At 44.1% G+C, this 14,873-nt stretch carries 15 protein-coding genes; 14 read left to right on the plus strand and 1 reads right to left on the minus strand.

Annotated elements, in window-relative coordinates:
- From ELZ11_RS14400 to manA, 4 genes are all read left to right on the plus strand, one after another.
- Positions 1-1,737 carry an alpha-amylase family glycosyl hydrolase gene (locus ELZ11_RS14400; RefSeq protein ID WP_137358117.1) on the plus strand — a complete coding sequence of 579 codons (1,737 nt, stop codon included), beginning with the start codon at positions 1-3 and terminating at the stop codon, positions 1,735-1,737.
- Between the two features lie 10 nt (positions 1,738-1,747).
- Complete coding sequence (locus ELZ11_RS14405; protein WP_137358118.1) at positions 1,748-2,395, plus strand: fructose PTS transporter subunit IIA; 648 nt, start codon at positions 1,748-1,750, stop codon at positions 2,393-2,395.
- A 14-nt stretch (positions 2,396-2,409) separates the two neighbouring features.
- On the plus strand, positions 2,410-3,570 hold the full coding sequence (locus tag ELZ11_RS14410) for a glycerate kinase (RefSeq protein ID WP_137358119.1): 1,161 nt from the start codon (positions 2,410-2,412) through the stop codon (positions 3,568-3,570).
- A gap of 74 nt (positions 3,571-3,644) precedes the next feature.
- Positions 3,645-4,832 (plus strand): mannose-6-phosphate isomerase, class I, encoded by a 1,188-nt coding sequence (gene manA / locus ELZ11_RS14415; protein ID WP_137358120.1) that lies wholly within the window; start codon positions 3,645-3,647, stop codon positions 4,830-4,832.
- Between the two features lie 142 nt (positions 4,833-4,974).
- Here manA and ELZ11_RS14420 read toward each other — a convergent pair whose 3' ends face one another.
- Entirely contained in the window at positions 4,975-5,889 is a 915-nt protein-coding gene (locus ELZ11_RS14420; RefSeq protein ID WP_137358121.1) for a hypothetical protein, read from the minus strand.
- 348 nt (positions 5,890-6,237) lie between these two features.
- On the opposite strand from ELZ11_RS14420, the gene ELZ11_RS14425 reads away from it, so the two are divergent.
- The 10 genes from ELZ11_RS14425 to ELZ11_RS14470 are packed head-to-tail and all read left to right on the plus strand — an operon-like array spanning position 6,238 to position 14,873.
- Positions 6,238-6,864 (plus strand): sigma-70 family RNA polymerase sigma factor, encoded by a 627-nt coding sequence (locus ELZ11_RS14425; RefSeq protein WP_137358122.1) that lies wholly within the window; start codon positions 6,238-6,240, stop codon positions 6,862-6,864.
- On the plus strand, positions 6,857-7,546 hold the full coding sequence (locus tag ELZ11_RS14430; protein WP_137358123.1) for a ChrR family anti-sigma-E factor: 690 nt from the start codon (positions 6,857-6,859) through the stop codon (positions 7,544-7,546). Before ELZ11_RS14425 ends, ELZ11_RS14430 begins: the two co-directional genes overlap by 8 nt.
- Positions 7,547-7,584: 38 nt before the next feature.
- The gene (locus tag ELZ11_RS14435) at positions 7,585-8,532 is read left to right on the plus strand and encodes a YbgA family protein (protein ID WP_137358124.1); all 948 of its coding nucleotides are present in this window, start codon (positions 7,585-7,587) and stop codon (positions 8,530-8,532) included.
- Complete coding sequence (locus ELZ11_RS14440; RefSeq protein WP_137358125.1) at positions 8,529-9,932, plus strand: cryptochrome/photolyase family protein; 1,404 nt, start codon at positions 8,529-8,531, stop codon at positions 9,930-9,932. The genes ELZ11_RS14435 and ELZ11_RS14440 overlap by 4 nt, the downstream gene beginning before the upstream one ends.
- A 10-nt stretch (positions 9,933-9,942) precedes the next feature.
- Positions 9,943-10,377 carry a nuclear transport factor 2 family protein gene (locus ELZ11_RS14445; RefSeq protein WP_137358126.1) on the plus strand — a complete coding sequence of 145 codons (435 nt, stop codon included), beginning with the start codon at positions 9,943-9,945 and terminating at the stop codon, positions 10,375-10,377.
- The gene (locus ELZ11_RS14450) at positions 10,374-11,084 is read left to right on the plus strand and encodes an SDR family NAD(P)-dependent oxidoreductase (RefSeq protein WP_137358127.1); all 711 of its coding nucleotides are present in this window, start codon (positions 10,374-10,376) and stop codon (positions 11,082-11,084) included. The genes ELZ11_RS14445 and ELZ11_RS14450 overlap by 4 nt, the downstream gene beginning before the upstream one ends.
- Positions 11,084-12,337, plus strand: coding sequence for an NAD(P)/FAD-dependent oxidoreductase (locus tag ELZ11_RS14455; RefSeq protein ID WP_137358128.1), 1,254 nt, complete (start codon positions 11,084-11,086; stop codon positions 12,335-12,337). The genes ELZ11_RS14450 and ELZ11_RS14455 overlap by 1 nt, the downstream gene beginning before the upstream one ends.
- Entirely contained in the window at positions 12,334-13,077 is a 744-nt protein-coding gene (locus ELZ11_RS14460) for a DUF1365 domain-containing protein (RefSeq protein ID WP_137358129.1), read from the plus strand. The genes ELZ11_RS14455 and ELZ11_RS14460 overlap by 4 nt, the downstream gene beginning before the upstream one ends.
- Before the next feature lie 22 nt (positions 13,078-13,099).
- The gene (locus tag ELZ11_RS14465) at positions 13,100-14,386 is read left to right on the plus strand and encodes an SAM-dependent methyltransferase (RefSeq protein WP_137358130.1); all 1,287 of its coding nucleotides are present in this window, start codon (positions 13,100-13,102) and stop codon (positions 14,384-14,386) included.
- The gene (locus tag ELZ11_RS14470) at positions 14,364-14,873 is read left to right on the plus strand and encodes a DUF2878 domain-containing protein (RefSeq protein ID WP_137358131.1); all 510 of its coding nucleotides are present in this window, start codon (positions 14,364-14,366) and stop codon (positions 14,871-14,873) included. Before ELZ11_RS14465 ends, ELZ11_RS14470 begins: the two co-directional genes overlap by 23 nt.

The following is a 14,873-nucleotide window of genomic DNA, read 5'->3' on the forward strand; positions in this document are numbered from 1 at the left end:
ATGATTGAAAAAACAATCTTCAATAAAGTTGCCGATATTTATGGCGAAGAGGATGCGCATTCGATTACTCAAGAAATCTTAGTCTTGATTGAGAAATGGAAGCCAAGTGCACCGCAGTATTCGCAGTGGGTCGATGAGACGACGTCATACTTGATCACTTACGGTGACAGCTTTTCTCGTAGTGGCGAAAAAACCTTGAGTAGCATGAAGTCGTTCGCGGATAAATACCTGAAAGACTCAATCAGCAATATTCATATTCTGCCAATGTTTCCCTATACCTCTGATGATGGGTTCAGCGTGGTGGATTACCGTAAAGTCGACGAAAAACTCGGTGATTGGGAGCATCTCAACGCCTTGTCTGAAAACTTCGATTTGATGTACGACTGCGTTATCAATCATATCTCTAAAAGCAGTGATTGGTTTCAAGCGTATTTAGCTGGGGATGAGCAATACCAAGATTACTTTGTTGAGTCTGACCCAAGCCTAGACTACTCGAGTGTTACGCGCCCCCGCGCATTACCGCTCCTGACACCGTTTAGTAAGGCTTCGGGTGAGACCACACATGTATGGACGACGTTCTCGGATGATCAAATTGATATCAATTTCCGTAGCCCTAAAGTGCTGTTGGAAAGTATTGATATCTTGCTGATGTACGCCGCAAACGGTGGTCGTTCAATTCGTTTGGATGCGATTGGCTTTATTTGGAAAGTGCTTAATAGCACTTGTATCCACCTTCCTGAAGCGCACCAAATTATTCAACTGTGGAGAATCATCTTTGATGAAACGATCCCAGGGGCGCTGCTGATCACTGAAACGAACGTGCCACACAAAGAAAATATTTCGTACTTTGGTCAGGGAAATGAAGCGCACATGGTGTATCAGTTCCCGCTACCGCCTTTAACTCTGCACGCTTTCATGAGCCAGAACAGCTCTGTACTAACCAAATGGGCGAAAGGTTTAACTGAAGAAGCTATGACGTCGTTAAATCAAGGAAGCAAGACGACCTACTTTAACTTCCTTGCCAGCCACGATGGCGTGGGGGTTCGCCCAACAGAAGGCATTCTTAGCAACGAAGATCGCCTATTGATGTGTGAGCAAGTTGAGCGAAAAGGCGGACGTGTAAATTACAAGAATAATGGTGACGGTACGCAATCGCCTTATGAATTGAACATCAATTACTTAAGTGCTCTAACTGATGCAGAAGACAGCGATGATTTTAAAGCGAAGAAGTTCTTAGCAGCGCAATCTATTTTGCTGTCGTTTATTGGCGTACCAGCGATTTATTATCACAGCCTATTGGGGAGTGAAAACTACATTCAGGGCATGCTGGAGTCGGGCATTAACCGCAGAATAAACCGCGAGAAGTTCGACCTAGATGAGTTGGAAGCTGAGCTGGCTGAGGCAGGTTCGTTACGTCAACAAGTGTATAGCCAGATGAATGAATTGGTGAAGCTGCGTAAGACTCAATCCGCGTTTTCACCGCTTTCTAGCCAAGCGATCTTAGATCTTGGCGATAAGGTATTTGCACTCCAGCGCGGCGAAGGCGCGGAGTCGATTCGATTTGCAGTGAACTTAAGTGAATCTTCGCAAACCGTGCGTCTAGAAGAGAGCGGACATGACCTGATCAGTAATGAGCCACTAGAGAACGTATTTACATTAAAACCGTATCAATTTGTTTGGCTGAAGCAGCAAGCTTGTTCTTCTCAAGAGCAAAGTCAGATCGCTAAAGCGCAATAAGGAATCACACATGAAATTATCTAACTTAACGTCTGAAAACTTAATCCTGTTAGATGCAGTGTTCGACGACCGATTTGCAGCAATTAATGCACTGACAGACAAGATCGACCAAGCAGGAAAATTGACCAATAAACAGCAGTTCTTAGATGCTGTATTACTGCGCGAAGAAGAGGGCCCGACGGCTTTAGGTGAATATTTAGCGGTACCTCATGGTAAATCTCCAGCGGTCATTGAGCCTGTGTTTGCTTGCGCTTTTGTAAAAGACGAACTGATGTGGCAAGGCATCGACGGAGATGAGCCCGTCAATATGATCTTCTTGATAGCGATCCCGCCAGCAGAAGCCGGTTCAACGCATATGGAAGTATTGACGACGCTCACGTCATCACTTGTTGACGATGATTTCCGTGATGAACTATTAGCCGCGAATTCGACTCAACAAATCATGACATTGTTTGGTGCGGACGACGACAGTGCTCAAAGTGCGAATGCCCAGCAAGCAGAGACCAATGAAGGTAACAATACGGAAAGCGACACGGCTTCAGATGCGAAACCACAGCAAGAAGAACCAGAAATGGCTAAAGACATCAGTCAAATAGCTTATCCAGTGGTACTTGGAGTCGGCTTACTTATTTCAGCGTTTTTGTTCTTACTGCTTTAGAGTGAATATCGTCGATGAAAATAGTGATTGCTCCTGATTCATTTAAAGAGTCGCTGACAGCCAAACAGGTTTGCGAGTGCATTGAGCAAGGCTTCTCTCAAGTTTTCCCCAACGCAGAATATGTGCATCTTCCTCTCGCCGATGGTGGCGAGGGAACCGTTGAGGTGCTGATGCAAGGGTTAGATGGTGAGATGCGAATCTCGCCTGTCACTGGCCCATTAGAGCGAATCGATGTCGATTCTAGGGCTAGTGCACAGTGGGCGCTGCTCGATAACGGGAATACCGCTCTGATTGAAGTGGCGGCAGCATCGGGCCTAGATTTGCTTGATTCTGGTGAGCGCGATCCTGCGGTGACGACCACCTATGGAACTGGCGAGTTGATCCGAGAAGCGTTAGATCTGGGCGTAAGTAAGATTCTTCTGGGTTTAGGTGGCAGTGCAACCAACGATGGCGGGGCAGGTATTGTCCAAGCTTTGGGAGGACGGTTGCTGGACCGAGAGGGTAATGAGCTGCCGAAAGGTGGAGCTGCACTTTCCTGCCTAGATCGTATCGACTTGTCACAAATTCACCCGCGTTGCATGCAAGTGGAGTTCATAGTAGCGTGCGATGTTGCGAATCCTTTGATTGGTGAAAACGGAGCAAGCGCGATTTTTGGACCTCAGAAAGGCGCGTCCCCAAGCTTAGTTACAGAGCTGGATCGCTGTTTAGCTCACTTTGCCAAGGTGGCTTGCTTAACCACAGGTTTCGACCGCAGCGAGAGCATTGGCTTTGGCGCGGCTGGCGGAACTCCGCTGGGACTATCGCTGTTATTTGATGTTCAAATTAAGCCGGGCATTGAGATGATTTTAGATGCGTTAGATGCCGACAAAGTCATTGAACAAGCGGATTTGGTGATCACAGGTGAAGGTCAAATGGACAATCAAACCTTGCAAGGCAAAACCCCATTTGGCATTGCAAAACGTGCCAAGGCGAAGTCGATTCCAGTCATTGGTATAGCAGGCTCGTTAGGGACGGAAGTTGAAGACTTGTACAACACAATTGATAGCACTTTTGCCACTGTTCGCTCCCCACAAAGCCTTGAACAGGTGCTGAGCGAAGCCAATAGCAACGTGACTCGAACCGCTAGAAACATCGCCGCGACCCTTAAGTTGGGTGCCACCATTAATACCAAGTAGCTGACCGCATCTGGTGGTTGCCGTGTCTGGTGATTACAGCGTTTAGTTACTTGTCAGTAATGCAAAGAAATATTATGTCGTTATTTAAATTAGATAATGTGATTCAACATTACCCATGGGGCAGCAAGCAGTCTATTTCTGAACTGTTTGGTATTCAAAACCCTGATGCTCAACCTCAAGCAGAAATTTGGATGGGCGCACACCCGAGAGGCTGCTCAAGAGTGGCGGAAACCGGGCAGTTGCTTTCTGACGTATTAAGTCAGAACAGCAAAGGAATGTTTGGGGAGTACACACAAGCAAGGTTTGGAGAATTGCCATACTTGTTTAAAGTGTTGGCTGCAGAAACTCCGCTATCGATACAAGTGCACCCTAGTAAGAAGAAAGCTCAACTTGGCTTTGAACGAGAAAACCAATTAGGCATTAGTCTTGATGCGTCTAATCGTAACTATAAAGATCCAAACCATAAGCCTGAGCTTGTTTACGCGCTTACTTTTTACAAAGCGATGAATGGCTTTCGTCCGGTATCTCAAATTGTTGAGCTGTTTAAAGAAGCCGAAATTACGGTTATAGATACAGAAATTTCAGCTTTGGAAAGCAACCCAAACCGCAAAGGCTTGAAAACGTTTTTTACCGCAGTAATGACTCTTGAAGGTGAACGTAAGCAGTTGGCCCTTGAGCAGTTGTATTCTGCTCATGAACGTAGGCCAAAAACCGCGATGGGGCGAGAAGCGTTGCAGTACAGCAAAGGTTTTAAACAGCACTACGCGGATGACATCGGTTTGTTTTCGCCACTGATGCTAAATACGGTCGAGCTTGCTCCGGGAGAAGCGATGTTTTTACACGCTGAAACGCCACATGCTTATATTGAGGGAACTGGACTGGAAATTATGGCGAATTCGGACAACGTATTACGCGCTGGCCTGACTCCAAAATTTATCGATGTCCCTGAGTTAATTGATAATACTCGTTTTGAAACCACGGATATAGAAGGCATTAAGCTCAAGCCCATCGTGAAAGAAGATAAACTGAGTTTCCCGATCCCGGTGGACGATTTCGGATTTGATATCTTGTCAGTTGATGAGTTCAGCAACCAGCAATATTTGCGCAGTGCAGAGATCTTGTTCTGTGTCGATGGTGAGGTAACGATCTCTACCAATGAGCGTGAGTTAGTACTTCGTTCTGGGGAGTCGGTATTTATTAGCAACGATGCTGGTATGTACAAATATCAAGGGAAGGGGATGCTCGCGAGGGCTTATAATTAACCTGATCGCGTAACGCATCATGTAAGAATATTCTTAATAAAATTTAAGGCTGATAACTTAACGAGTAGCTAAACAATATTCGCTAAGTGGTCAGCCTTAAATCTATGTGCTGCGACAGCCCATGCGTGGTGCCGTTATATCGCTAGCCCGTGGTGTCCTGCTTCAACTCATTAGAAAGAATCGTTTTCTCCTGACTTTCCCTGACTGAATTGCTCGCTTCATAACCGCCAAACTGTAGAAAATCGCTTTTCCACTTCACCCCGTCTTTACAAACCGTTTGAACTTCTTTAACCAACGCTGAATACGCAGTGTGAGTTGGGCGACTTAGTATTTCGACATCTCTATCGAATAGAGGGCATGCCGCGTCATTTCCTGGGTTGGCGATTGTCTTGATTAACGAGGGTGTTAGAAAACCGTCATAAAGGTAAGCATTAACCTCACACAGGTTTTCCGTTAGACAAGAACGATGAAAACCTAAAAGGGTTTTAGGTTCTACCACTTTATTTTCTCCAGCCGTCCAAATAATGGTACAAGCGGAGTAGCAATATTGCCCATAAGCGGTAGTCGTTAAGCCTTTATCTTGAAGTCGCCACTTTATGTAAGCGGCCGAAGTCGTGTTTCCTCCTGGGCCTGTTACCCGTACTTCGTCAATTGTTTGTGTCGCGAGTTGATATTCCATGGATACCACAGTGGTAAGCGTCACATAGCCATTGTCAAAGGTAAGTGTGCTACCAGTTGTGCTTGCAAGTTGACTACGATTTCCTTCTCCAAGCGCATGCCAGTGACTTGCCACAACCAGTATGGCTGACGCGCTAATGATCACTACGCCTGCTCCGATGGCAGAATTGAAATGCTTGGTCGGAATTGTGAATAGACATTTTGCATAAATTAGGGTCGTCACAACAACTGTCACTATCAGCAATAAACGAATACCGGTTTCGTGCCATGCTTCACCAGATATAGTCTCATGGATATTTGTAATTATGAGGAAAAGTAGTAGGGCGAAGAGTGCCAAAATGACAGCGGTGTAAAATATGCGAATAAGTATCGACTTCAAAATCATTCCTTTCTAAAAATGGCAATCATATCGATTGAGCCAAATGCCAAATCTAATGCGTCAATAAATATCTGTAAAGTATCATTCTAGCTTATTGGTGGGGCCTGGTTCTCCGTCTTCCTATCAACTAGCGTAATTACGTTTTCCAATTTAGCTTTGTCATGATTTATCGTGCTCTAGCATAGAGCAGACGCTGGAATGGTTCGTTTTGTTAGGCTTTTCCTTTCTTACTAAGTGGTTCACCAAAGTACTTTGTTATTTGAACCATAAACTATTTATCAGAAAGAGTGATCCATTTTTTATCTGTAGGCGTATTGGGCTATAAGTAATAAATATGGTTGGTTTGATATGCAGGTAAGCATGAATAATTTTGGGGATGGCAAGTGCGGCCCAATTCGAGTTGACCCACAAGTACCCTTAGAACTATCTGACTGGCTTTTCTTAGTTGCCAGTGATCGAGACAAACACGCTTTTACTCAGCTGTTTAAGTTTTTTGCTCCCAAAATCAGACGTTTTGGTGTGAAAAAACTGAATGATGAAGCGATGGCCAACGAGTTGGTTCAAGAAACCATGGCCAGCGTTTGGAAAAAGGCGCACCTTTATAACCCGAGCAAGGGAGCTGCCACGACTTGGGTTTATACCGTAATGAGAAATACTTGTTTTGACATGCTGAGAAAAAGTAGCTCAAACCCTACGCTACTAGCGGATGACATTTGGCCAGTGGAAGGCAGTTGTACAGAGGCAGCAATTCAAGATGAAGATTTTAAAGATCACCTGATGAATAAGGCTGTTTTACAGCATATTGAAAGGTTATCTAGGGCTCAACAAACGATCGTTAAAGGCATCTACTTTCAAGACCTATCTCAAGAACAGCTTGCTAAGCAGCTTAATATTCCAATAGGAACGGTTAAGTCTCGCCTTAGATTAGCCCTGAAACACTTACAGCAACAAATGGGAGGGCTACGTCATGATTAAATACCATCCTGATCCGGCTGTATTAAAAGACTTTGTAGACGGTGAATTAAGCCCATCCGTTTCGATTCTGGTGTCTAGCCATATTGAAATGTGTAGCGAATGTCAGAAAAGGGTTGAAGAGCTCACAGAGGTTGCTTCTACGCATTGCTTTAGTGAGGGTAATCAAATTGATGATCCAGATTGGTTTGAAAACACATATGACTATTCTAGCCAAGACTCGGATTTAGCCATGATTGATGCCATTACCTCACAGCCAAGCGAGCCAGAATTTGTGTCCCCACAAACGATTACTGAAATTGACTTGGGGGGAGAGAGGATCTCACTACCAAGGGCGATGAAATCTATATCGTTGAAAGAGTGGCAGCGCATGGGGAAAATCTCGCGATCGCGTCTCGATTTCCAAGATGAACAGCGAAAAATGAGTTTACTGCATATTGCTGAAGGGGGAAGTGTTCCTACTCATACCCATAAAGGCTTTGAAATTACCTTGTTGCTTCAAGGAAGCTTTGAAGACGAGTTAGGCCATTATTCAGCGGGCGACTTCTTGTGGCTGGATAACGAGCATACCCATCAACCTGTCAGCCATGAAGGTTGTGTTTGCCTTACGGTTTCTAGTGATGCGATGCAATTTACACAAGGCCTTACGCAAATACTTAACCCGTTGGGGAAGTTTATCTACTAATGGATGAGATTCGATTAGAAAGATGATGAGGAGTCCTCATGGAACAAAAACTAAAAATAGGGATTAGCGCATGTGTACTCGGACAAAAGGTTCGATTTGACGGGGGACACAAAAGGTCAGGGTTTTGTACTGAAGAACTTCAAGAGTTTGCTGATTTTAAACCAATTTGCCCTGAAGTTGGTGTTGGGTTGCCGGTACCAAGACCAACGATACGCCAAATAAAAACAGGCGATGTTATTACCGTATCAAGACCCGACGGAACAGGTGATGTAACCCAAGCATTAACGGATTTCGGCAAAAAGATATCCCAAACTGAAACTGACTTAAGTGGCTTTATCTTTTGTGCCATGAGCCCAAGTTGTGGAATGGAGCGAGTTAAAGTGCATTACGAGCATGGCAAAGGATCGATATCCAACGGTGTCGGTTTGTTCGCTAAGCAGATCATGGAAGGTAATCCGTGCCTACCCGTCGAAGAGAGCGGTCGGCTTAATGATCCCATTCTCAGGGAAAACTTTATTACGCGGGTATTTACGTACCATAAATGGCTGGTGTTAAAAGAAAAAGGATTAACAAAACACGCGCTAATTCAGTTTCACAGTGCCAATAAGTACCTCGTAATGAGCCATCATGTAGAAAGCTATAAAGCGTTAGGTAAATTATTAGGGGAAACTAACCAACTTACTATTGATGAGCTTGGTGAGCAGTACATTAACGGCTTAATGCAGGCTTTGCAGCACTTGGCGACGCGCCGTTCTCACACAAATACTCTGCAACATATCCAGGGCTATTTTAAGCGCAACCTGACTAAGAGTATGCGAGAGGAGCTAACCAGTGAGATATCCGCTTATCGTTCGGGGTTAACACCATTGCTCGTACCACTGACCCTTATTAACCATCATTTGAGAGAGTTTCCGAATGAATACTTAAATACTCAGGTGTATTTAAACCCTCATCCAAAATCACTTCGATTAAGGTACGGATATTGAAAACATTATTATGGCTAAGGCGCGATCTTAGAATTCATGATAATCCAGCCTTGGCAGAGGCAATGAAAGTTGGCGTTAAAGACGCCGTATATATTTCCACTCCACATCAGTGGAGTGAACATCATGTTTCGCCTTGGCAAGTGGATCTGTTAGAAAGACATTTATTTGCAATGAAACAATGGCTTGCAGAGTTAGGAATCCACTTAGAGCATGTGCGTTCAGAGCGGTTTTCTGATCAAATCGAAATCTTAAAGCGATATGACTGCAAGCATATATTTGCTAACAGCGAGCCCGAGCTGAATGAAATACGTCGCGACAAAGCTTTGATAGAGTCTGGGATCAATTTGCATCTGTTCCACGCTGATACGGTAGTGCCTAAAGGCGCGCTGCTCAATAAGCAGGGGTCGATGTTCCAAGTCTTCACGCCATTTAAGGCTAAGTGGCTAGATTATGTAAGACAGTTTGGGGTCGAGTGCTACGCCACCCCCAAACCTAGTGTTGAAAGCCATGCAAATCACCAGAACGATGAAAAGAGCGAAGCACAGTCACGGCAAGCGTTTAACTTTCACTACCCCAAATCTGACTCGTCCAAATGGCCTTTGAGCGATGAGGTAATGACTAACGTTATTCCTCATTTTTTGAATGAAAAAATCAACGATTACAGTGATTGCAGGGATATACCTTCAGTAAAAGGAACGTCGGGGCTCTCACCTTATTTGGCTATTGGTGCCATCAGTTCGCGGTGGTTGGCCACTCAGCTTATTCAGCAATACCCTAATGTGATTTTTGATATGACTCATCCGGCTTTTAGCTGGCTCAATGAATTGATATGGCGAGATTTCTATAAGCACCAATTGCATCATTTTCCTGAGCTTTCAAAAGGTGTTGATTATCATAAAAAATACCAGCGTTTACAGTGGTTCAATGATAAAGACAGCTTTCAAGCTTGGTGCAATGGAACAACAGGTTACCCAATTGTCGATGCTGCAATGAGACAGCTGAAAACAACAGGCTGGATGCACAATCGATTACGGATGATTGTAGCCAGTTTCTTAACCAAGCATTTATTGATTGACTGGAGATGGGGAGAACAGTTTTTTATGTCGCACCTGATCGATGGAGATTTGAGTGCCAATAACGGCGGGTGGCAGTGGGCATCTGGCACTGGTTGTGACGCTCAACCTTACTTTCGAATATTTAATCCCATCACTCAGAGTAAAAAGTTTGATCCAAATGGCGACTTCATACGTAGATATATACCAGAGCTTAAGAATGTGCCCGACAAAGATATTCACTTCCCTCATGACTATCTGGTTCAGCACCCCAGTACTGCGAGTTACTGGCCTCCGATAGTTGAGCACAAGTTCGCGCGTTTGAGGGCTCTAGATTTCTATAAATAGAGAGGAAAATATGAAAGATGCATTTTGGGTAGAGAGATTTGTTCAAGCCTACAGCCAGCTAGGAACAGATAATCTGCACTTACTAAAAGATGTCTATCACGCAAACGTCGTATTTTGCGATCCAATGCATCGAGTAGAGGGTATTTGGGCGCTTCTTGATTATTTCGACCATATGTATAGCCACGTTACACGTTGTGATTTTGATATTGAGCGTGTCTTTCATGATGGCGATCAAGCCGCTGTTTACTGGACAATGACCTATGAACATGAGCGATTAAATGGCAAGCAACCCATTGAGGTTCAGGGGCATTCTCACATCAGAATGAAAGATGACAGAGTAGTGTTTCATCGCGATTATCTTGATGTGGGCGCTATGTTATATGAACACATACCGCTTATTGGCTCCGTTGTTAAGACAATTAAACGAAGAGCGAGCCAAGTATGAAAGTGATGATTACTGGAGCAACTTCAGGGATTGGTAAGGAGCTTTCATTGCTCTATGCAGACAGCGGAGCCGAAGTTATTGCTTGTGGCAGAAATACGGAAAAATTGACCCAATTGGCCAGCCAAAGTAGCAAGATTTCTCCTCTCTGCTTCGAACTGACTGACTTCTCTCAATACCCCGAGGTTGACGATGACATTGACCTTCTGATTTTTAACGCCGGCGATTGCCAATATATCGATAACCCGGTTGAATTCGATGGCTCTCTGTTTGAAAAAATCATCAATATTAACCTTATCTCTATAGGGCATGGCCTTGAGCGTTGGCTTAAGAGCATAAGAAAAGGTGGAAGAGTGGTGTTTGTAAGTTCGAGTGCGAGCTTATTACCTCTCCCAAGAGCGGAAGCTTATGGCGCGTCAAAATCGGCCGTCACTTACCTAGCTAAAACGTTGTCGGTCACTTTACATCAATACGGAATTGGCGTGACAGTGGTGCACCCTGGCTTTGTCGATACGCCTTTAACTCAGCGCAATAATTTTCCGATGCCTATGCTCATCAGCGCAAAGCAAGCTGCAGAAAAGATGCAGAGAGGAATTGCTAAAGGTAAATCAGAGATAAGCTTTCCGATGTCGTTTGTCGCTGTGTTGAAATGTTTAAGCTGGTTACCAAATTCACTCTGGTTAAAAATCGCGACAAGGATGACCTCATAATGAAAAAAATAGCCATTATCGGTTCGGGGATTTCGGGGCTAACGTGTGCGCACCTTTTAGATCCCAAGCACGATGTGACGGTCTTTGAGAAAAATGATTATGTTGGCGGGCACACAGCAACCGTTGATGTCGAACATGATAACCAGTCGTGGGTCATAGACACGGGGTTTATTGTGTTCAACGACCGTACTTATCCCAATTTTATTAAGCTACTGTCCAAGCTCGGTATCGCACGTCAAAAAACAGAAATGAGTTTCAGTGTACATAACCGACTTACTGCGTTTGAGTACAACGGCCATGGCATCAATGCGCTCTTTGCCCAAAGAAGAAATCTATTAAGCGCAAGGTTTTGGCGACTCATCATCGAGATAGTCAAATTCAATCGCTTGTGTAAAACACTTTACCGCCAAGAACGGTTCGAAGAGCGCCACACGCTTGGCGAGTTCTTAGAAACTCACCGCTTTTCAGCATTTTTCCGTGAACACTACATTCTCCCAATGGGGGCGGCTATTTGGTCTACCAGTTTGGAAGACATGCAAGAGTTCGAACTTAAGTTTTTTATTCAGTTCTTTTACAACCATGGACTTTTGAACATCGTCGATAGGCCGCAATGGTATGTAGTCGAAAAAGGCTCGCGCAGCTACGTGAGAAAAATTACAGACACTCTGAAAAAGCCCGTTGTTACCAACTGCACAATTGAACAAGTGACGAGGAATAGTGAAGGCGCGACGATAGAACTAGCCAATGGAGAGTCGCATTGTTTTGATGAAGTTATATTTGCTTGCCATTCAGATCAGGCGCTTAAGCTCCTTGGTGATGCTACACAGGCTGAATCCGATGTACTTGGGAAAATACCATACAGTAGAAACGAAGTGGTGTTACATACCGATATCAGCCTTTTGCCAGACCGAAAGCTAGCATGGGCGAGTTGGAATTACAGGTTGGATGGAAATAACTCACGTCCAGCTTGCGTTACGTACAACATGAATATTCTACAAGGGCTAAACAGCCCGACAACTTTCTGCGTGACGCTGAATCAAAGCGGAGAAATCGATCCAAGCAAGATTCTAAGATCCTTCGTTTATCATCATCCTGTCTTAAATTCAGACAGCGTAGCGGCACAAAATTGTAGAACACTTATCTGCGGCAAGAATCATACTCATTTTGCAGGGGCATATTGGTACAACGGTTTTCATGAAGATGGAGTCAGAAGTGCCTTGGATGTCACTCGTCGATTTGGTGAAGATTTATGACGACCAACAGCGGAATATATCGAGGCGTAGTCCGGCACCGAAGATACGGTGACGTACCGCATCATTTTAGCTATGCCTTATTTATGATGGGGATAGACATCGATGAAGTTAACGATGTGACCGCCCGTAGCCTGCTATTTGGTCAGAAATGGTTTAACCCAATTCGCTTTTACGAAAAAGATTACATTAAAAGTGAACCAGGAACGCTGCGCGAACGTATAAGTAAGAAAGTAAAGACGTTGGGCGGTAGTTGGGATGAGACAGGTAAAGTCATGTTAGTTGCTCAGTGCCGTTGTTTAGGGGTTTATTTTAGTCCGGTTAATTTCTATTTTTGCTACGACCAAGCGCAAGAGTGCCAATACATGTTGGCGGAAGTGAGCAATACCCCTTGGCAAGAAAAGCATTATTACCTGATCACTATCGGCGACAAAATGGAAGTGAAAAAGGAGTTCCATGTGTCGCCTTTTATGAACATGGACATGATGTATAACTGGAAAATTTCGCCACCTGATACCTCATTAATGGTTCATATAGAAAACCACAATACGAGCAAAGTTTTTGACGCGACATTAGCGCTAAAAAAACACGTTATCGGGACTCGTCAACTCGCTAGAACGTTGACTTCTATTCCCATGATGACAGTTAAAATTGTCCTAGGGATTTATTGGGAGGCATTAAAACTATTTCTTAAACGAGTACCGTTTGTTGCTCATCCGGGATCCAATTCTAAAAACTTATAGGACGTAATACAGAGAGGTTTACATGGGACATATCGCCAAGGACATTCTGACCAATACCGAAAGCTATGATGCCATTACTTCAGTCACTAAGAGCTTCAGTCAATATCGTCATCTTACCTTCAATATCCTTTCACAAATTGAAGGAGGCGCTCTAGAGATAAAAGAAGGAAATCAGTCTACGTGGTTTGGTGACAAAGAAGCGGACCTCACGGGGCAGATTGTCGTTCACGATCAGAGTTTTTATAAGGACATCGTTTTAGAAGGCAGCATTGGAGCATCCGAGGCATTTATTGCGGGCAAGTGGGGAAGCCCTAATCTTACTTGTGTTATTCAAATTATGGCCAGAAATCAGTCTCAGCTGGATAAAATTGAACGTAAAACGCAGTGGTTATCCAAGTTAAAAAATGCCTTTATACGTAGATCAAACTTGAACACCGCCAAAGGGGCAAAGAAAAACATTCTGGCTCATTACGATATCGGCAACGAGTTGTATCAAAGGTTCCTTGACGATTCAATGCAGTATTCATCTGCGATTTATGGCTCAGATTCCCAAAGTCTTGCGCAAGCTCAGCAAAACAAAATGCGCACAATTTGTGAACGACTTAGTTTGTCTGAAGATGATCATGTTGTTGAAATCGGAACCGGTTGGGGTGGGTTAGCGATTTTTATGGCGCAGAATTATGGCTGTAAAGTGACCACCACAACCATTTCAGATGCTCAGTACGAATTTGCCCATAACCGAGTGTCTGAACTTGGATTACAAGATCAAATTACGTTGCTCAAAAAGGATTACCGAACGCTCACTGGAGAATATGACAAGCTCGTTTCAATCGAGATGATAGAGGCTGTCGGGCATGAATATTTGTCTACCTTCTTTACGGTTTGTTCAGGCTTGTTGAAGGAAGATGGCAAGATGTTGATACAGTCCATCACGATTGCTGACCAGCGCTATGAGCAGTACCGAAAAGGGACGGACTTTATCCAAAAGCATATTTTCCCAGGCGGCTGCCTACCTTCTATTGCTGAAATGTCTAAACATTTTTCGGCAAGTACAGACATGGTTGTTCATCAAGTTCATGATATTGGTCTTCATTACGCGCGAACACTGAAAGATTGGCGAGATGGTTTTGAAAACAATTGGAACAGTTTGAAAGCGCTCGGTTACAACGATGAGTTTAAACGACTATGGCTGTTTTACTTTTGCTACTGCGAAGGGGCGTTCCTAGAGCGAGTGATTAGCACTCATCATATTGTTGCAAGAAAACCTCGTTATAGAGGGCCAGAAGATGAAAGCGTTTTGGCTTATTAACCTAGTGCTGTTTCAGGCTAGCTGGTTTTGTGCAGCTTTTGCTACTGAATACGCCAGCCTTGTGATTGCATGTTTACTGGTTTTGCACTTTTACCTTTCGCCAAGCCGAAGTGAAGACTTAAAAATTATGCCGTTGGCGCTTATTGGAATTGTTGTCGACCAAACACACCTGTTGTTCGGAACTTTTTCGGCGGATTCAGGCGCTTTCCCATTGTGGTTAGTTCTATTGTGGTTGATGTTCGTTGTGAGCTTCAACCATAGCTTAAGCTGGTTCTATGAGAAGCACTTAATCGTATTAATTGGCTTTGGTGGTGTGGGTGGCACGTTAAGTTATTTGGGGGGAATAAAAGCTGGGGCGTTAGGCTCTGCGTTACCAACAAGTCAGCTTGTAATTAGCCTAGCGTTATCTTGGGCCATTCTTTTCCCTGTATTGATGTTCTGTTGCCGTTATATAAAGAGAACTTTTAACATGAGTTTATCGAGTTAG

The organism is Vibrio profundi, from assembly GCF_005281835.1.
Classification (GTDB): Bacteria; Pseudomonadota; Gammaproteobacteria; order Enterobacterales; family Vibrionaceae; genus Vibrio; species Vibrio profundi.